The 20918-nt window shown below is 32.0% G+C and carries 16 protein-coding genes; all 16 read right to left on the bottom strand.

Annotated features, from left to right (window positions below):
• Positions 1-20: 20 nt before the first annotated feature.
• The 16 genes from QLQ96_RS16670 to lpxA all read right to left on the bottom strand — a co-directional run bounded on the left by QLQ96_RS16670 (position 21) and on the right by lpxA (position 20844).
• Positions 21-2048 carry a hypothetical protein gene (locus QLQ96_RS16670; protein ID WP_482491886.1) on the bottom strand — a complete coding sequence of 676 codons (2028 nt, stop codon included), beginning with the start codon at positions 2046-2048 and terminating at the stop codon, positions 21-23.
• 148 nt (positions 2049-2196) lie between these two features.
• Positions 2197-2943, bottom strand: coding sequence for a 3-oxoacyl-[acyl-carrier-protein] reductase (gene fabG / locus QLQ96_RS16665; RefSeq protein WP_071637930.1), 747 nt, complete (start codon positions 2941-2943; stop codon positions 2197-2199).
• A 169-nt stretch (positions 2944-3112) separates the two neighbouring features.
• Entirely contained in the window at positions 3113-3388 is a 276-nt protein-coding gene (locus QLQ96_RS16660) for a hypothetical protein (RefSeq protein ID WP_482491884.1), read from the bottom strand.
• An 83-nt stretch (positions 3389-3471) separates the two neighbouring features.
• Positions 3472-4836, bottom strand: coding sequence for a DUF4302 domain-containing protein (locus QLQ96_RS16655; protein ID WP_482491882.1), 1365 nt, complete (start codon positions 4834-4836; stop codon positions 3472-3474).
• Positions 4837-4866: 30 nt separating this feature from the next.
• A complete protein-coding gene (locus tag QLQ96_RS16650) occupies positions 4867-5724 on the bottom strand; it encodes a zinc-binding metallopeptidase (protein WP_482491881.1) in 858 nt (285 codons plus the stop codon).
• Between the two features lie 20 nt (positions 5725-5744).
• Positions 5745-7232 carry a RagB/SusD family nutrient uptake outer membrane protein gene (locus QLQ96_RS16645; RefSeq protein WP_482491879.1) on the bottom strand — a complete coding sequence of 496 codons (1488 nt, stop codon included), beginning with the start codon at positions 7230-7232 and terminating at the stop codon, positions 5745-5747.
• A 13-nt stretch (positions 7233-7245) separates the two neighbouring features.
• Positions 7246-10956, bottom strand: a complete 3711-nt coding sequence (locus QLQ96_RS16640; protein WP_482491878.1) for a SusC/RagA family TonB-linked outer membrane protein — start codon at positions 10954-10956, stop codon at positions 7246-7248.
• Positions 10957-11186: 230 nt separating this feature from the next.
• A complete protein-coding gene (locus QLQ96_RS16635) occupies positions 11187-12302 on the bottom strand; it encodes a FecR family protein (RefSeq protein WP_482491877.1) in 1116 nt (371 codons plus the stop codon).
• A gap of 90 nt (positions 12303-12392) precedes the next feature.
• Positions 12393-12998 (bottom strand): RNA polymerase sigma factor, encoded by a 606-nt coding sequence (locus QLQ96_RS16630; RefSeq protein ID WP_482491875.1) that lies wholly within the window; start codon positions 12996-12998, stop codon positions 12393-12395.
• 457 nt (positions 12999-13455) lie between these two features.
• Complete coding sequence (locus QLQ96_RS16625) at positions 13456-16308, bottom strand: DUF7619 domain-containing protein (protein WP_482491874.1); 2853 nt, start codon at positions 16306-16308, stop codon at positions 13456-13458.
• A gap of 117 nt (positions 16309-16425) precedes the next feature.
• Positions 16426-16854: a hypothetical protein gene (locus QLQ96_RS16620; protein WP_482491873.1), complete on the bottom strand. Its 429-nt coding sequence runs from the start codon at positions 16852-16854 to the stop codon at positions 16426-16428.
• Between the two features lie 138 nt (positions 16855-16992).
• Positions 16993-17865, bottom strand: coding sequence for a succinate--CoA ligase subunit alpha (gene sucD, locus QLQ96_RS16615; protein ID WP_133523977.1), 873 nt, complete (start codon positions 17863-17865; stop codon positions 16993-16995).
• An 86-nt stretch (positions 17866-17951) separates the two neighbouring features.
• Positions 17952-18314, bottom strand: a complete 363-nt coding sequence (locus tag QLQ96_RS16610; RefSeq protein ID WP_482491872.1) for a nuclear transport factor 2 family protein — start codon at positions 18312-18314, stop codon at positions 17952-17954.
• Between the two features lies 1 nt (position 18315).
• Entirely contained in the window at positions 18316-19245 is a 930-nt protein-coding gene (locus QLQ96_RS16605; protein WP_482491871.1) for a UDP-3-O-(3-hydroxymyristoyl)glucosamine N-acyltransferase, read from the bottom strand.
• A gap of 121 nt (positions 19246-19366) precedes the next feature.
• Positions 19367-19933 (bottom strand): elongation factor P, encoded by a 567-nt coding sequence (efp, locus tag QLQ96_RS16600; protein ID WP_482491869.1) that lies wholly within the window; start codon positions 19931-19933, stop codon positions 19367-19369.
• 125 nt (positions 19934-20058) lie between these two features.
• Positions 20059-20844: an acyl-ACP--UDP-N-acetylglucosamine O-acyltransferase gene (lpxA, locus tag QLQ96_RS16595; protein WP_482491868.1), complete on the bottom strand. Its 786-nt coding sequence runs from the start codon at positions 20842-20844 to the stop codon at positions 20059-20061.
• Positions 20845-20918 lie beyond the last annotated feature (74 nt).

The raw sequence follows: 20918 nt of genomic DNA, 5'->3' as shown, positions 1-20918 counted from the left end.
GTTAGTTTAAACTAAAAAAACTACAATAGCCCATTATATTTTCTAACAAACCATTCTGTAGTTAAGAAAACAGCAATTAAAATCAATAACCAAACCCAATCAATAATTGGAGTTTTGCTAGAGATATTTTTCTCGATTGATTTGTATTCTTTATTTTCTAAAAGTGTATTAATCAATTGATCTGATTGGTTTTCGAAGAAAGCCTTTCCCCCTGTTTGTTGTGCCAATTGCTGTAATTTGATAACATCTGGGTTTACGAATTGCTTTTCAATATCAAAATCTAGAATTTCAAAATGGCTTGCGTATGAAGTATTTGAATTTAATTCTTTTACTGTAAAATTATATTTTCCTGCTGGAAGTCCTTCTAAATTAGCTGAAAAAGAATTGCTTCCTTTTAGTAAATCGTAATTTTTAGTTTGTTTGGTTGCAGCATTTACAACAGAAATTGTAAGTCTGGCTTTTTCGTCAAACTCATAATTTTTATTGAAATATTGCGCGTTTATGATAATTTCTTCTCCTGAATTGTAAAAACTTTCGTGAGTTACTACCAAAGATTTCTTTGAAGTTGATGACGCTAGATATTGAATAATTTTATCAATAAAGACATCATATTTTTCAAAAGATTGATTATCAACATGGCTTTGCAAACGCCATTTCCAGCTATTTTCTCCTAAAAGGAAAGCGGTTCTTTTTCCTTGATTTTCGGCGAAAGCCAATAAAGGCGCATTGGTAGAAACGTTTCTAATTTTTGAAGAAAGTAAAACCGATACGTTTCCGTTAGTACTAATATTTCCAAACGGATTTTGTAAAGGCGGGAAATTTTCAAAACCAATATTATCTATCGCAAACAAATTAAAAGCCGATTGGAATTCACAAAGAAAATCCTCACGCTGATTACTCATTTTAAAAATCAGATTGTTTTGTTGTTGATTTAAAAAATTGAAATCGGTATTGTTTCCTGTTATAATAAAGGTATTTGTTCCTTTTAATTTATTGTTGTCAAAAATAGCTCTGAAAGCTGTTGTTGGCTGATATAAAACCAAAACAGAAACATCATCTAAATCATTAACCTGATTTGGCTTAGCTAATATTACTTTACGCTGTGCATTAACTTCTATCGAACGTTTTAATGCTGCAATATCTGGGTGATTTATTGAAGAAACAATTACAATAGTTGACTTTTGATCGATGATTTCTACTGCAAAATTTTTGATGTTATTATAGCCATTTTTCTCTTTTGCCGAAGATTGAATGCTTGCTTTGTAAATCTGTAATCCGACTTTGTCAGCTGGAAGAAGCAAATTTAAAGAAGCAGTTTTCTTTGATGGCGAAAAAGAAAGTTTTTCTTTTGCTACAATAGTATTTCCTTGTGAAATAGTAAATTCTGCATTCGTTGTTTTGTCGCCTGCATATTGCAGAAAAACTTCAACAGGAAATTTATTTTTATGAAAAGCGTATTTATTTACGTTTAACTGATTGATTTTTAAATCAAAAAAAGTAGTTGTATCTCCCACAACCAAAGGATAAACTTTATTGACAGGATCAAAGCGATATACGTAATCGTTTCCTGTAGTTTGATTTCCGTCGGTAATGATAACTGTCGGGAAAATCAGATTTTTATTGATGCTTTTTAGATTTTTAGCAACTTCATCTAAATTAGTCTGATTTCCTTTAAAATCAAATTTATCAGAAGTTTTAAAATCATTATCAAATTGATAGGTTTGAATATCGAATTTTTCTTTTAAAGCAGCATTCGAAATCAATTTCTGGTACAATTCTACTACTTTTTTATCTGATTTTAAAGCCGCAATAGAACTCGAATTATCGACTACAACTGCTAAAGGCGTTTTGGTAATTTCGAGTGAGTTTTTAGAAATAATCGGATTTATCAATAAAACTAGCAATCCGAAAATGGCCAAAAAACGTAAAAAAGCCAAAAGTATAATCACATTGGATTTACTTTTGGCTTTAAAAAAATATTGAAAATACGACAACCCACCAGCAATTACTAAAGAAAGCAATAATAAAAGAATCGTGTTTGTAGTCATATTTATTTAGTATTCAGTATCAATTTACAGTCTTCAGATTTAAAAAAGTCAAAATAATTTGACTATAAAAGTGTTCAGCTTAATCTAGAATCAGAATAGACTGAATACTAAAAACCTTTGAACCTTTGTAACTTAGCACCTCAGTACCTTAGGTAAGCATTCCTCCGCAAACGTTAAGAACTTGCCCTGTAATGTAAGCACTCATATCTGAAGCTAAGAAAAGACAAGCATTTGCAACGTCTTCTGTAGTTCCTCCACGTTTCAACGGAATACCTTCTCTCCATCCTTTTACTACATCTTCGCTTAATTTTGCAGTCATTTCAGTTTCAATAAAACCTGGAGCGATTGCATTGCAACGAATGTTACGAGAACCTAACTCAAGAGCTACAGATTTTGTAAATCCGATTGCACCTGCTTTTGAAGCTGCATAATTTGTCTGACCAGCGTTTCCAGAAACTCCAACTACAGAACTAATATTAATGATAGATCCAGCTCTTTGTTTTAAGAAAGTTTTCTGAATCGCTTTTGTCATATTAAAAACCGATTTCAAGTTCACATCAATTACTTGGTCAAAATCTGCCTCAGACATACGCATTAACAAATTGTCTTTTGTAATACCAGCATTATTGATTAAAATATCAACAGTTCCAAAATCTGCTAAAACAGCGTCAACAAAAGTCTGAGCTTCGTTAAAATCTGCTGCGTTAGATTGGTATCCTTTTGCTTTAACGCCTAAACTATTTAATTCTGCCTCTAAAGCTTCTGCAGATGCTGCAGATGAGCTATATGTAAAAGCAACGTTTGCTCCATGTTTAGCAAAAACTTCAGCAATTCCTTTTCCAATTCCACGGCTTGCACCAGTAATAATTGCAACTTTTCCTTCTAGTAATTTCATATTAAGGTATTCGTTTTATTTTTTGAATTACAAATATAGATTATTTGGGCGTTTAATAAAATTTGTAATCCAAAAATTGGCTTAAGAATTTCAGATGTTGATAAAACAAAAAAAACAGCTCATAAAAATGAGCTGCTCCCCCCAAAATAAAAAAACAAAACTAAAAAGTTTAAATGTGATTTTGCTTCGTTACAAAAAATATGATAATCATAACTACTGCCATAATTAACATTCTGTAAATCGAAGACTTAAATTCTTTTGTTTCTTCTGCTTTATCATTTTTCCATTGTTTAATAAGGTTCCAAATCATAAAAGGAAAAACTAGTATTAGAGAAATATATAAGTAAGACCTTAAATCTTCATAGTAATATTCATTTATGAAAAGTAAACCTATTCCCCAAAAGAAAATTGCAATTGTTGCTGGCGTTAAAACTTTTTTCATCATAACAGCTGTAAATTAATAAGTTACATTGATTTATATCGCAAATTTTAAAAGCAACTCATTTTCTGAGTTGCTTTTAAACCTAATTATTGGAATGCATATGTAGTAATTCTAAAACTGCTTGACGCACCAGTAAAGGTGTAAATTGTGTTTGAAAAACCTATTTTAAAGCTTTCTTTAGTAACATATAGACCTTTCGTATCCATCAATTTATCATCCAGATTTTTAACTAAAGCATCTGCTACTGGAACAACTGCTGTTCCGTTATGCCAAAATGAATGTTTTAAAATAATAGTTTTATTCACCGCATCTTCTGTAACCGTTACTCTATGGTAAACAGTTGCTTTTCCGCCTGTAAAACTATACATGATGTCTGCAGTACGATTATTGAAAAAAGTAAATTGCACTCTATTCACTTTTGCTGCTGATGCACTGTTAATTTGATTTAGCAAAAATCTACACAACTGAGAATTTGTTGGAGCATTTGCTAGATTCGCTGCGATATAACCATAACCTGTTGACGGACCTCCAGGCGCAGGCAATGTCACTTTGTAATCATCTGTAAGCCTTGGCGGTGCATTTGTATACATAATAGTCGCCTTAACTCCATCTTTTGCTGTAGCAACAAAAGTATTTGTGGTGCTATCATAAACAAAATCAGTAAGTTTTTGACCTTTAACCTCTAATGGAAGTTTTGTGTAAACTCCTGTTGGATTAAATGAAAATGCCAAATCGTAACTTGTGTTAACATCAGGATCTAAAGAATAACCTGTACCAAAACGAGCACTTGTGTTATAATCAAAATCATAATTTTTAGCTGTTGTACCATCATTTATTTCTAATAATCTAAATAACGGACTATTCATATCGCCTGTAATTGCTTTGATAATTGGAACGTTCCCAGTTAAATCAGCCCAATCTTTTGGCGTAGCTTTAACAAAACGAAGAAAATGGCTGTTTCTATTTGTTCTGAAAATAATATCACCATTTTTTTCTCCGTAATAATAAAACTGGAAATCGCCTAAATACCCTTTTGCAAGAAGTCCTGCTGTAGGATAATTACTTGCATCAGATAAAAGATGTATTCTATTCTGTGTAGTAAAAACTAAACTTGTAGTACTTCCAACCTGCATTTCGTACTGACTTTGATATATTTTTGTGTCTATCTCTCCGTCTTTACCTGTAAAATCTGATGCCATATCTACTTTTCCTCCTGGCAAAAATTTAAACAAATGCGTCCATCCTCCTAACTGTGTACTATCAGTATAATAAACTGCTTTCCAACCATCTGCGGATGAAAGTAACAAGTCGTTTAACTCTTTTTGACGTCCGCTTAATCGTTCTGTAGCATTTTGATCAAATTTCGCATCTACTTCCGGACTTGAACATGATCCCAAAAGCAAGGCTGTAAAAGCGATCATCAAGCACTTATATATATGTTTTACTTTCATAATATTGATTTTTATAAAAATTTATTGTCCTTAATTATTTATTACAGCATCAGTATTTTTTTGAGCTTCATCTCTTAATGCGTAAAAGTCTATATTGAAAGAATCTTTATAATATTTAACCACTAAAGCCTCTTTTGCTTTAATATTAGCTTTTGCATTAGCATCTGTAACACTTGCCAAAATAGCGTCGTACTCTGCTTTTGAACTAGTTAAGATTGTAGCAGCAGTCTCAGCGAAATCTTCGTATATGTTTAATCTCGCATAACTTGTAATGAAACCTAACGATCTAGAAGTCGCGATTGACTCTACGTACCAAGAAGTAGTATATCCAGATGGCGTTAATTTTGCCCAAGCTTGCTCGTCAAAAGGTTTGGTCTGGTTTAAAATATGTACGTATTCGTGCTGAATCGTGTGAATAAATTGCGTCACACTAGCTCTGCTCTTTCTATTAAGGTTATCAACTTGAAAAAGAGATACTCTTTGGCCAGCTTCTGCAAGTCCAAGCGTTACAGTACCGTTTGTATTTAAGTTTACACCGCCAACAAGCACAAACTCTCTTGGAGCAATTTTTTTAACAAAATCTACCCCTCCGATAGTGCTGTAGCTATCAATCCAAATTTTCTTTACAACTTCCATTGCTGGTTGAACTTTATCTCCCATTGGCGGATATAAGTATCTATTTTCGTCTACCAAATTTTGGTTCCATTCGTAGTAAACATTAATATTGTAAGGATTTAAGAAATTTGTGCCAATCCAATTATCTAATTCTGTTTTAGATGGTGTAGAAAAATCTAACTGACTTTCTGTTGGCTGATCTTCATGCGCGCACGATGCCAGCAATAAGGCACCTGCAATAACTGCTATTTTATATGTTTTGAATATCTTCATAATACTTTCTAATTAAAAATTTACCTAGGATTTTTTTCAATACCATTATCTGAAGCTCTAAGCGGTATTTGTAACGCTCTTCTTTTATCATCTTTTTCTAAGACATTAATTCTTACCTCTTTTCCAAATTCAAGAGTAGTATGCGTTACAACAAGATTAAATCTTTTAATATCAAACCATCTAAGACCTTCGCGGATAAAATCTCTTCTTCTTGCTTCAGAAATTGCTTTGATGTAAGATTTCTGAAGATCTGATAATGCATAAAATGGCGTAAATTCATCCGCAATAACAGGGTATTTATCTGTAACGATTGTTTCATCTAATATATCTGTTGTTGGGTCATATCCTGAAGTTCTAGTTCCTAAGAAGTATCCGAATTCTGTATTTGCTTCAGCAATTCTGTTTTTCATCACTAATGCTTCAATTCGGTTCAAATACATTTCGTCATTACTAAATAATACAGAACCAGTATAAGGTTCACCTGTACGAGATGTCAAATTCGTGTATTTAAAATACTCATAAAGTTTTGGAACAAAGACATTTGTACCTCCAAAATATTGACCATTTGCTCTAATTAAATTAGTTTTTGCCCACATATTAGTTTGTACTCCTAATATTTCATCAGATCTATTTCCAGGAAGCGCAAATCTATATGCTGCTGATCTATTTGCAATTGAGTTCGGATAAGCTACTAATAAATTAGTTTCTTGTTCAACTTTTGAATATTCGATTGGCATTTGAGCAAAAGCTACTGCATTAAAAGCCGCATAATTTCTAATTTTTGTTGGTTTAGAACCAAGTCCTTCAGAATATTCCAAAACCTTATCCCAATCGCCTTTTATTAAATAAAAACGACATGCAAATGCTTTCGCTGCTTCTACAGTAAAATGATATTTAGGCTCTTTATACTCATTTGCGATGTATTTCATTCCTTCATTGATGTCTTGCTCTATAAAGTCAAATACTTCTTTCACCGTATTACGGTTATATTTTACTAATAATTCAGTTTCTGGTTTAGTGATATATGGAACTCCCAAATCAGTCCCTGCTGTTGCAGGATTATAGCGATTTGCCCAAAATGAAACTAACATAAAATGATTGTATGCTCTTGCTATTAAAGCTTCTCCTTTTAAATGATTAAGAGTTTCTTTACCTCCAAGCTTTTCGATCGCGTCTAAAGCCTGATTCGCAGCAGCAATTGCCTCATAAGATGCCATCCAGAATGCATTTTCACTATCAGTTCCGATTTGACTATGCATTTCCCAGTTGTAACTCTCCTGATTAAGTATGCTTACAGATTCTTTTGATTCCGTGTCAAAAACGTTATCTGACATTACCTCCGCAATCGGAAAGTATGATCTGCTTGGATAAGCGCTAACTAATAATTCTGATATTTTTTCTGGTGTATCTATCTGTGTTCTATTATCTGGCACCTCTGAAAGAAAATCATCACAACTGCTAATAGTAATTAGTAATAATAATGACAGTGCTATTTTTATATTTTTCATAATCAATTTAGTATTAGAATGAAATATTAATTGCAAAAGTGTATTGTGCCGTAATTGGGAAAGCTACCCCTCCTGTGTTACGGAATTCAGGATCTTGTCCGTTTAATTTTTTGTCTGAATAAATCAACCAAGGGTTAACCGCCGAACCTTTCAAGGTAAAAGTTGATAATCCTAATTTTCTCTTATAATCACTTGGAAATTCCCAGCTTAAAGAGACATTTTTTAAACGTACAAAATCACCGCTTGCAATTCTAACATCAGAGTAATTGTATGTATTGTAAGCAACCTTTAAATCACTATCGCCATAATTTCTATTTAATAATTGATCTGCAATAACAGGAACATTAGTGTAATTTTCGTCTCCTGGATTAATCCATCTGTTTGCAAAATCTTTAGTAAAAACTGTCTGATCCGTATAAGTGTTGCTATACACTGGATTTAGTCTTACTTTGTTTCCTCCAGATCCTACAACAAACACATATAAAGACCAGCTTTTATAGCTGAATGTGTTAGCAAAACCAACAGATTTATTAGGCTCTACAGATCCTTCATATTTCAAATACTTTGTTACATCATTTGTATCTTGGAAATTAGCATCTGTGATTTTATCTTCTGCGCCATCTTGTAAAATAAAAGTTGGAAGCCCTTCATTATTCAAACCTGTAAATTGATAAGAATATAAAGAGTTTCTAGGGCGACCTACCGTATTTCCTCCGTTTGTAGCAATCAAATCAAATACTGCTGGTTTATTAGCCAATTTTGTAATTTTTTGATCGTAAACAGAAAAATTCACTGTAGTAGACCATTTAAAATCTTTTGAAACAATGTTTTGAGTAGTAAAACCAACTTCAAGACCTTTAGTTTCCATGTCTGCATTGTTACCTTGCTTAATAGATTCTCCCCCAACTCCAGATGTAATTACATAATCAATCAAATCGAATGCCTTACGACGGTAAATATCTGTTGTAAACTGCACTCTATTTCTAAACATTCCAAGATCAACACCAATATTGGTTTCATACTGTTTTTCCCATGTTAAATCTTTATTCTGCAAATCTTCTATACGAATCGCATTTTCTCTGTCTCCAACAGCAAAACGGTCTGTAATGTAACTTTTATAAATTGCCAAAGAGTTTGTTGCTGGACCAGCTGTAGCCGTTAAACCATAAGACGCTCTAAGTGCCAATGTATTAATAGCTTCAATATCTTTCATAAAACTTTCCTCTGTAACATTCCATTTACCACTCACAGTGTATGTAGGCAACCATCTTGAAGAACCAGTATCTCCTTGTCTGTTTGAACCGTCATAACGACCTGTTATAGAAGCTGTATAGCGACGATCGTAAGTATATCCTATTTTACCAAAGAAACCAACAGTACGCTCTCTTTCTGCTCCAAACTCATAGTAAGAGTTTCCTTCATTTACCATTTTTTCAATCAATTTAGGGTCAACAAAAGAAGTAAGGCCTTTTTCAAACTGAATACCAGCAGCAGTAAAATTGTCATTATTTCTATCCACAGATCTAAACTCTGTACCAAAGAATCCTTCTAATTCGTGCTTATCATTGAATGTATTTCTGTATGTAATACTATTTCTAACATTGTAAGAAGTCATGTCGTTAGTAAACTTCCTTAAAAAACCACCATTTGGCAATACAGAAACTTTAGGCGCTGTTAAATCATTTGGATTTTGATATAAAAACACGTTGTCTTTTTGAATTTGAGTATTCAAAGTTTCGCCAACACCCGCATTATACGCACCTACCACGTTTGAACCTTCATAAATTTTATGTTGTCTTGATGTATTAGCATAACGTGCTGAAGCTGTTAGGTTGTAGCTTAAGTTTTTGTTGATTTTATAATCTAAATCAGTTTGAAAACGAATATCGTTTACTTTAATATCTAAAGTATTATTTTCTAATTCGTTAAGAATATTCATTGGTGCCCAGTTATTTTGATAATATTCTCGGTTTCCATTATCATCATAAGGTCTTAACGTTCTGCTTGTACTCAACACATAATTAAATGGGTTGATGTCAAAATCTCTAGTTACTTTACCAAACACAAGATCATTTTTGCTGTCGTAAGCCCCAGGAGCATCTTGATCACGCATTGATCCTAAAGTCGATAAAGTAATATTTAATCTGTCATTGATGTAGAATGTACCTTTAATATTAGCTGACAACTGTTTTACATTATCCGCAACAGTCCATCCTGGATCTGTATAATATCCTAGAGAAGCATAAAAAGTGTTATTTTTTCCTCCACCAGAAAAGCTTAAAGAGTGATTTTGAGTAATTGATGGTCTGAACAAAACTTTAAACCAATCGGTATTAGCCAATTCATATTTTTTTAAAAATTGATTAATATATGGCTGTTCATTTCTAATTCCGAATTGACCATTAGAACTATCATATAAATTAATCTGTTTTGCCAAAATACCATAAACCCCACTAAATCTAGCTGTTAATGAAGAACTTTGATCCAAATAACCTTTCGATCTCATTTCTTGAAAAACACTCATAGATTCTTGAGAATTCAAGATGTCAAACTGCGTATAACTTGGTACAGTTCTAACAGTATTTTCTACAGAATAGTTAATTTTTAATGGAGAATCTCTACGTCCTTGTTTTGTTGTGACAACCACAACTCCATTCAGCGATCTTGAACCATAGATTGAAGTAGCAGACGCATCTTTAAGAATTTCAATACTTTGAATGTCATTTGCATTTAAACCTGCAACTGCAGAACTTAATAAAGTAGCAGAGTTCCCAGATGCTAAATCTGCAAATGTTACATTGATAATATCTTCCTGAACCACACCATCAATAACCCATAAAGGTTTTGTATCTCCAAAAATAGAAGAAGATCCACGAACTGTAATTTTTGGAGTAGCACCAAAAGATCCTGTAACGTTTTGCACAGTAACTCCGGCAGCTTTTCCTTCAATCATTCTACTCACATCTACTACACCATCAACCTTTAATTCTGATCCAGAAATTTTACTGATAGCTCCTGTAAATGTTCTTTTTGAAGTTTTTTCATATCCTGTTGTAACGACAACCTCTTTAAGATTTTGCCCTGATTCTGTTAAAACAACAGTTGGTGTCGGATTATCAATTCCGATTTCTTTTGTTTCCATTCCGACATAAGAAATCACAAGGCGATTTACATTGGCAGGCATTTCGATAGAAAAATTTCCATCAAAATCTGTTAAAACAGCAGTTTTTGTTCCTTTAGCCATTACAGTAGCACCAGGAAGTGGCGAACCGCTTTGATCTGTAACTTTTCCTTTGATAATTGGTCCGAAAGTCAAAATTTCGAACAAAGAATCATGATTATTGGCATTAGAAAAAGAAACAGCCGTTTTCTGAAGCACAATCTGATTGCTTACTTCTGAAAAAGTGATATTAAAAGGAACCAATATTTTACTCAAAATACTAGACAGAGTTTCTTGATTTGCTTCTATACTAACCTTCTCTCCAAGTTGAGGAAGTCTTGAGTTATAGGAAAATTTGACATGTGCAGACTTTTCGATTTTAGATAAAGCATTGTCTAAAGTTAGGTTATCAACTGTAATAGTTACTTTAGTATCTAATTTTTTCTGCCCATTTACATTATTTGCGAGAGTCACACTTGAAAACACAAGCGCTAACACAAACTGAAACAGCGTTATTTTCATGATTTGGTGAAGTAATCGTTGCTTGACAACAGGTTTTTTCATAATTTTGGTTTGTTTTGATTAATACTATTCGAGTGTATTTTAAGAAACATCATAAATTACCCTTTACAGAGAGTAATTTATTCAGATTTAAGTGTCGATAATGTTACAGCATTCTCGGCACTTTTTTTATGCATTCATTTTCTACATAGGCAATTACAAATTGTTTTTTAGTTGTTAATTCGCTTAATTTTTGGATTTTTTCTTTTTAATTTTTGATTGAATTCCGAAGTCTAGTTACAGCCAGAAGTCGTAATTACAATCTGATTTCCATTCATTTCATAATTGGTATCATTTCCAATGCTTTTACAAATTATTTTCAGCTTTTCGGCCAACGGCTGATCGCTTAAAGAAGTTGTTAATCGGCAGTCTTTCAATTTATCATGCGGAAAATCAATATCTACTAAATATGCCTGCTCGATTGTTTCGAGAATTTGCTCTACAGGAATATCAGTAAATTCAAAACTTAATTGCTCGATATTTCTAACGCTATTTACCAAAATTGGGTCTTCAGTTATATTCGTTATTTTATTAAATACTAATTCTTTACGAGCAAAACGTAACGCCTGATTAGGAAGCAATACAATTTCTTCACTATCGTCAGAGCGAACTAAATCATTAGATTTTACCTTAACTTTACCGGTGCGAACAAGAACTTCAACATTTTGCTGATCAGGATAAGCTTTTATTCTAAAACTTGTTCCAACAACACGAGTCACAATTTCGTTAGCATAAACAAAAAAAGGCTTTTTAGGATTTTTACTAATTTCAAAGAAACCTTCGCCGGATAAATACACCTTTCTTTCGTTTCCGGTAAAGATTTTAGGGTAACTTAATTTACTTTTTGGTTGCAATAAGACAGAACTTCCATCAGACAAAGTGATTATCTGAGATTTTTCAGAGTTGTTGGTTTGTTCAACCAAACCTTCATCATTATCTTGGACTAGTTCGTTGTAGGTAACTACATTATCAGTAGTTAGAATATCATTTTTAAAAAACCAAACAGAGAAAATGCCAACCAAAATAGCTGCCGCAACACCGCTGATCCAGTATCTCTGCACTTTAAGTTTTTTGATTTTTGAAGACTGCTGAGAAAGCTCTTCTCTTTGTTCAATTTTACGCCAAGTTTCCTTTAAGGCTTCATGAACTTCATTTGAAGAAAGATTGGATTTTGGAACTCGCATTGCCAACAGTACAAGTCTTGCGTCTTCTACCAGCTTGGCTCTTTCAAGATTTTCCAAAGTCCATTCTTCCCAGCCTTGTTCATCAACTTTAGATAAAATCCATAATTGAAAAGATTCATCGGCTAAGAAGTCTTCTATTTCGGTATAATTGTTACGTTTTTGCATCTTACTATTAAGGTTACAAAAACATAGAGGACACTTTTTTTATTATATACTCACCTATTTAAGATTTTTTTTTGATTTTTTCTTAATTTTTTAAAAAACCCCTGATGATATAAGGACTAGAAGCGGAATACTGCCTTTCCATTCTTTACGGAGACTCAACAGACCACGATGTAAAAGATTACTTGCAGATTGATAATTCACGTCTAGCAAATCGGCTATTTGATCTACACTTAATCCTTGATGATAACGCAAATACAAAGCTTCCTTCTGACGGCCCGGCAGATCATTCAATAATTTATTTAAAAGAAGAACTCGTTCGGCTGTTACTTCATCTTCAACCAAATCGTTTTCTATTGAAAAGTTAAAAAGAAATTCTAAAACGTCAATAGTTGTTGTTTTTCTAAATACATGATCTCTTTCGTGCAAACGAGCAATTCTCTTTCTAACGCTAGAAAGAAGATACGCTTTTACCACAACATTATCTTGCAGAGAATCACGGTAAAGCCAAATATCAGCAAAAACATCTTGTATACAATCTTGCACCTTTTCCTCATACGGACAAAGCGAATTACCGTAATTGATTAGGTCTCTATAGTATTTTTCAAAAAGGAGAGAGAATGATTTTTCATTCCCGTTTTTCAAATTATTCCACAGAATAAAATCGTCTAAAACCTTGTTTTTTAAAATTTGGCTCATACAAATAATTTGGGACGTAAAATCAACTTATTTAAGAATTTCCTTAGATAAAAAGATTAATTACATGAGATTAAAGCTATATCTAAAATTTGGATTTTTATTTAATCAGAAATAGGAGAAAACACTTTATTTAACAAAAAATAAACAAGTGTTTTACATTAGACCTTTATTTTCTAACTACAAAAAGAATCAAATTTTAACATTATTTTTTATTTTTGTGTGATAAATATAGAAAAGCTAATAATCAAAACCCAATTTATTACAAAAAAATGTAACTTTTTCTAAATTTGTCAGTATTTGCCCTTTGTTTTTAGATTAAACTTAAATTTACCATAATTTAAATTTTAATTAACTAATCGGATTTTAAATTTTTTTGATAATTGATTTGTTCCACAAAAAAATGACAAAAAAAAAGCCTTATTCAAAATAAGGCTTTTTTTAAGTTACAAACGTCTTCTTAAATCTTAATGAATTTGATTGCAGAATTTCCAACTTCTGTTTTAACTTGAAGGATATAATTTCCTGATTGAAATTTAGAAACATCAATTTTAGAAATATCTTGAGCATTTGGAATTGTTAAAATAACTTGTCCTAAAAGATTGTAAACAGTGATTCTTTGCATTTTAATTGAATCTTTGGGAAGCACATTCAAAACATTCTGAGTTGGATTTGGGTAAGCATAAAAATAAGACGAAAACTCAAAATCTTTCGTTGCCAAAGTTTTAAAGGTTGAGGTTTCCTTATTAGTTAAAATCGGAAAATTATAATCAAAGTAAATATTTGCTTCATTCTCAAAAGAATCTCCTACAACTAAAGTCGGTAATGTTTTGATTTTAAAAGCAATATAACCATCGTTATTAGCATCATCAAAAGGAAGATCTATTTTTTTGAAGATAAACTCTACTTTATTTCCGTCTGAAATTTTAGTTGTATAAGAATGGCTTGCGCTAGTAGGAACTAACGTTGAAACATCAAATTTCGAAGTATCAATTATATCCTTAACCACAACATTTTCAGCATTGTAAGTTCCAGTATTTTCAAAACGAATTAAATAATGCACATATTGCCCAATAAGTTGAGGCTTGATAACATTGCCCTCTAAACAGGTTTTATCGTTTGGATCGTAAGAACCTACAACTGTTTGTTTTAATTCAAAGATATTATCATCAAGTGTTTCATCTAGGGCATCAGAGCTAATTACAACTTTATATCTCAGTATATCTCCTATATTTAATGCTGGTGTTTCAACTGGAGAATTTACATTTAATACTAAATTAATTTCTCTGCTTTCAAATGGTTTTAGATTAGAAAAATCCCAAACCAGTTTACCTGAGGTTTGACTTGAAAATGCAGAATTAGAAGAAACAAAGTCCAAAATTGAATCGTCAAAATTAAGACTTACTGCTCCTTCTTGAATTGCATTTCCTTTGTTCTTGTAAACTAATTTATAATTGGAATCAAAACCAGGTCTTGCAACTTCAACAGGGATAAGAGACACCTCTAAATCTTTACGAATAACATTAGGCATAAGACAAAAATCTTGAGTTAAACCACCATAAGAGTTAGTAAAATCAAACTCAACGCTATTTGGATAAACTGAAAAGTAATCTGAATTTTCCAAAATTGGTGAAATTGTATATCTACCTGCATTAACTGCGACTGAATATTTCCCTTTATCATCGGTAAAGATAACTCCTTCCTTGATTCCGTCAGAGATTTTTAGCTTAATTTGAGAACCTGGTAAATCGTTAATATCACATCCGTTTTTATTAAAATCAACTGTAGCATTACCTTGAATTAAAAAACTTTCACCGCCTGGAACAAATGAACAGTATGAATTTACATTACAATTTTTATAATTATTTTGTCTAACTAAATTCTGAATTTGAATAATCTGATTTTCATCACTACAAATATATTTCAAATTAGGATTACCTGAAATATTTAATACAGATTCTGTGCTACCATTTTTCAAAAAAAGCGATTCTAAAAGTCGATTATTATTGATAATTAAATTTATCAATTTTGGTAATGAACTAAAATCTGCAGACACAAATGGATTACTATTACAATCAATTCCTTGCAAATTTTTTATCTCCCCAAAATCAATCGTTGTTAGATTATTCTGATGACATCGCAAGGTTCTTAATTTATATAAATTACTAATATCCAAACTTGTTAATTTATTCTCTCCGCATTCCAACACTTCAAGATCTGGCAGTCCATTTAGATTGATTGTTTCCAAATTTAAGCCGTTACAAAATAGAAACTTTAATTTTTTTAAAGCTGAAAGATCTATTTTAACGTTACCACTAAAACTGAAATTTAAACTTAAAACATTATTTAATTTTGATGAATCAAAAACTAAATTCTCAAAACTATTATTATTAATTGCTAAAGTTTCAAGTATTATAGTTGATCCAGTTAAATCTAAAGCAGTTATTTTATTTGCACCAATTTCTAATCTTTTTAAATATCTTAAATTCTTTAAATTAATCGCAGATATCTGATTATTAGACGCAGCTATTTCTTCGATGTTAAGCAAGTTAGTAAAATCCAGGGAAGTCAAATTATTAAAATAACAGTATAATCTTTGTAGCTCAGTTAAATTACTTATTTCTAAAATAGAAATAGCATTATTAGAACAATATAACCCTTCTAATTTTAACGAACGACTTACATCCAATACCGAAATTTTATTATTTGAACATTCTAAACCTGCAAGATTTAAATAATTGGTTAAATCTAATGTTTCAATCTTATTGTAACTGCAGAATAAATTTCTAAGATTTTCAGGGTGCTTTACATCAATTAAAGAAAGTTCATTCTCTGAACAAAAAACATCAACAATGGATTCTAAATCATCAAAATTTAATTCAGTTAACTTATTTTTATTACAGTTTAAAAATGTGAGCTTCGTTAAGCCAGAAAGATTTAAGGATGTTATTTGATTATTATAGCAATTTAAATTTTTAAGATTTTTTAAATTACTTAAATCAAGATTAGATATTTGATTCCCTCCACAAGAAACAGTATTTAAATTCGGAAAGTTTTTAATTCCCTCTAAAGAAGTAATGTTTGAATTTTCAACGTTCAGTAAAAAAACTCTCATAGCTTCCGACGCTTCAATAATACCATCGTCGTTAGCATCTATCTTAATACTTGTCTGATTTTCATCTTTAGCTATTGCATTAAATCCATTAGATTGCAATAATTTTTCTATGAATTTGGAATCTGAAAAATTTAAAATTTGTGCTTTTGAAGAAAACACATTAAAGGCAATAAAAAAAAACAGGTAATTTTTGATCATAAATTTATTTTTGGCAGCTAAAAATATAAAACCAAAAAATAAAAACCTAACAAAATAAAAAAAACCTTACTAAATAAATAGCAAGGTTTCTTTGGTAATTTTTAAATTGAAAGAAGCTTAAAAAGCGACATTCCATCTTGGCAATTTACCGTTTTCATCTAAGAAGTTTTGTAAAACTTGACCTTCTACAGCTGTTGGAATTGCTTTTACATCTCCTGAGAAAGTTTCATACCAAACTACTTCTAGCTCAGAAATATTCTCTAATTTCATTTGAGCTGGCCAAGAATATTTTCTTCCTGTTTTAGCAAACTGATGTCCATTTACGATTTTGTCGTAAAGTCCGCCATTTTTGCTTTTTAAAGTTCCGTCATTCTGAACAGTTCCTGTAGAACCAACCATGATCAATTCTTTCTCACCAGCTTCAACAGCATAAACAACGAAAATTCCTGCACTTCCTTCTGGCGCGTTGCAAGCTTCTTCTAAACTATCATTTACAGTAAAAGTAAAACTGCTTGTTGATTTAAATTTTTCTAATTCTTTGTACATATTATTTTTTTTAGCTCCTAAGATACTGAGGTTCTAGGACGCTACATTTTTTTGTTTTACCTCAGTATTTCAAAAATGTAAAAAAGTCTCAACAAAATATTGAGACTTTTTTGGAATTTATTATTTTGATATTAGAGATTATCCTAATACTTCTTTTACTTTTTTACCAATTTCAGCTGGTGAATCAACAACGTGAATTCCGTTGTCTCTCATAATTTGTTTTTTAGCAGCAGCAGTATCATCAGAACCTCCAACGATTGCACCTGCGTGACCCATTGTTCTACCAGCAGGAGCAGTTTCTCCAGCGATAAATCCAATAACTGGTTTACGGTTACCATCAGCTTTTACCCATTTAGCAGCATCAGCTTCTAATTGACCACCAATTTCACCAATCATAATGATTACTTCAGTTTCTGGATCGTTCATTAATAATTCAACAGCTTCTTTAGTCGTAGTTCCAATAATTGGATCTCCACCAATTCCGATAGCTGTAGTGATTCCTAAACCTTGTTTTACAACTTGGTCAGCAGCTTCATAAGTTAAAGTTCCTGATTTAGAAACGATACCAACTGTTCCTTTTTTGAAAACGAAACCTGGCATAATACCAACTTTAGCTTCACCTGGAGTAATTACACCTGGACAGTTTGGACCAATTAATCTTGAATTTCTTTCTTTAACATAATTATTTGCTTTAATCATATCTGCTACAGGAATTCCTTCTGTAATAGCAATAATTACTTTAATTCCAGCATCAGCAGCTTCCATAATTGCATCAGCAGCAAAAGCTGGCGGAACGAAAATGATAGAAGTATCAGCACCAGCTTGGTCTACAGCATCTTTTACTGTATTAAAAACTGGACGATCTAAATGGCTTGTACCACCTTTTCCTGGAGTTACACCTCCAACAACATTAGTACCGTACTCAATCATTTGAGAAGCGTGGAAAGTTCCTTCGCTTCCTGTAAATCCCTGAACAATTATTTTGGAATCTTTATTAACTAAAACACTCATGATATATATTTTATGTAGTTTTTAAATTTGTGTTGCAAAAATAAGGTTTTGTAATGTATTTTGCCCCTTTTATTGTCAAAAAAATATTAAGAAAATTGACTCATTTGATAACCTCTATAAAGTTTATCGTCTTTTATCTGCCAAATAGTTGCAAAATGCGCCAAAAGCATTTCCTCTCTAGGATTTTCAATTGTTTTTACAAAATGAGAGTAACGCACTGATACTAAATCATCTTCGGCTATAATGTGGCTAATTCTAACCTTAGATCGCACATACGCACGGCTAAGCTCATTTGCCATTTCAATTATAGAGTCATAATTCATTTGAATGAGGCCTTTACTGCTGTTCCATTCAAGTATAACATCTGGATGCAGATAAGTTTTTAAAATTTCGCCATCAATTAAGGCATCTGACTTATAAAATTTCTGAACAAATTCTTTAATAGACATATTACTTCAATTTACTTAAAATTTCAGGAATCTTCTTTATATTGGCTAATTGTTTCAATTTTTCTCTAGACTCTTCAATTGGAGTTCCAAAATATGATTTTCCGCCTTCAACTGACTTAGTCACTCCAGTTTGTCCCATTACAACGGCTTTTGCTCCAATTGTAATCCCGCTTGTAGTTCCAACTTGTCCCCACAATGTTACTTCATCTTCAATGATCACACAACCTGCAATACCTGTTTGTGAAGCAATTAGACATTTTTTTCCAATTACAGTATCATGTCCAACATGCACTTGATTGTCTAGTTTTGTGCCCGCGCCAATTGTAGTATCTCCAGTAACACCTTTATCAATTGTACACAAAGCTCCAATACCAACATTATCTTCAATAACAACTCTTCCGCCGGAAACCAACTGATCAAAACCTTCTGGACGTTTTTTATAATAAAAAGCATCGGCTCCTAAAATAGTTCCAGCATGTATAATAACATTATCTCCAATAACGGTATGATCGTAAATTGAAACATTAGAATGAATCAGACAGTTTTTTCCAATCTCAACATTGTTTCCAACAAAAGAATTAGGCTGAATAACAGTGCCCTCTCCTATCTTTGCAGAAGGAGCAATAGCCACGTTAGCGAACTGAAACGGTTTGAAATGTCTCGTAAGAATATTAAAATCTCTAAACGGGTCGTCAGAAATTAAAAGGGCTTTACCTTTAGGGCATTCAACTTCTTTGTTTATCAAAACAATAGTCGCAGCCGATTGCAAAGCTTTATCATAGTATTTTGGGTGGTCAACAAAAACAATATCTCCAGGCTCAACAACGTGTATCTCGTTCATGCCTAAAACTTGAAAGTCTTTGTCTCCAATAAATTTGCAATTAAGCAAATTAGCAATTTCTTGTAAAGAATGACTCTTTGGAAATTTCATATAGTATAATTAGAAAACTTGTAAATTAGAAAATGAGTCAATTAGAATGTGAATATACAAAATTATGTCGACTCACAAATTATCTAATTGACTCATTGTCAAATTATCTTAATAAAATAAACTATTCTTTTACACGCTCCATGTAAGAACCTGAAGCGGTATCAATTTTAACTTTATCGCCTTCATTGATGAACAATGGAACGTTGATAGTTGCTCCTGTCTCAACTGTAGCAGATTTTGTTGCATTTGTTGCAGTATTACCTTTAACTCCTGGCTCTGCGTAAGTTACTTCAAGAATTACAGACGACGGCATATCTACTGATAATGGCAAATCTGTTTCTGTATTTACCTGAACCATAACACTTGTTCCTTCTTTTAATAAATCTGGAGCATCCAAAATATTTTTATTCAGAGAAATTTGCTCAAAAGATTCTGTATTCATGAAATGAAACTCATCTCCTTCAGCATATAAAAACTGGTAATTGTGCGTCTCTACACGCACGTCTTCGATTTTATGTCCTGCAGAAAAAGTATTATCTAATATTCTTCCTGTAGTTAAACTTCTTAATTTAGTTCTAACGAAAGCTGGACCTTTTCCAGGTTTTACGTGAAGAAATTCAACGATTTTGTAGATATCGTGATTAAATTTAATGCACAATCCGTTTCTAATATCTGATGTAGATGCCATTGTTTTTTATTTTTGTTTTTACAATGTAGATTTAGATTCTAGACAAAGAATCAATCTTCATTTATTTGTTATTTGTTTTTTATCGGCAGTTTAGAATCTTAAATCAGATATCTAAACTCTAAAATTTAATAGTTCCCTGAGTAACCTTTCATAATTCCTCGAGAAGAATTTCTAATAAAATCTAGAATTTCATCTCTCTCTGGAGTCGCTTCCATTTCAGCTTCTATAATACTTAAAGCTTGAGTTGTATTATAATTCTTTTGGTATAAAATTCTATATATTTCCTGAATTTCTCTAATCTTTTCAGTTGTAAATCCTCTTCTTCTTAAACCAACAGAGTTTATTCCAACATAAGATAACGGTTCTTTAGCTGCTTTTGTAAAAGGCGGAACATCTTTTCTCACAAGAGATCCACCAGAAATCATAGCGTGATCTCCAATGTGAATAAATTGGTGAATTGCCGCTAAACCACCAATTACAGCGTGATTCCCAACAACTACGTGACCTGCTAGGGCAACACCGTTTACAATGATTGCATTATTTCCAATTTCACAATCGTGTGCGATGTGAGCATAAGCCATTACTAAACAATTGTTTCCAATTGTAGTTTGGCCAGAAGCAATTGTTCCTCTATTTATAGTTACACACTCTCTAATTGTACAATTATCACCGATAATAGCAAGAGAATCTTCACCTCCAAATTTTAAATCTTGTGGCACTGCAGAAATTACAGCTCCTGGAAAAATATTACAATTTTTTCCAATTCGAGCTCCTTCCATAATGGTCACATTTGAACCAATCCAAGTACCATCACCAATAACAACATTATTGTGAATTGTTGTAAATGGCTCTATTACAACATTTTTGGCGATTTTCGCGCCTGGATGAACATATGCTAATGGTTGATTCATCTGTATGTTTTATATTTTTAATTAAAATATTCTAGTTTGAAGCAACAAACCTAAACAATAAATTTGATAATTTA

This window comes from Flavobacterium sp. B167r (assembly GCF_056824315.1).
Note: the sequence above shows the minus strand (reverse complement) of the source record. Positions and strands in the feature narration are given on the sequence as shown.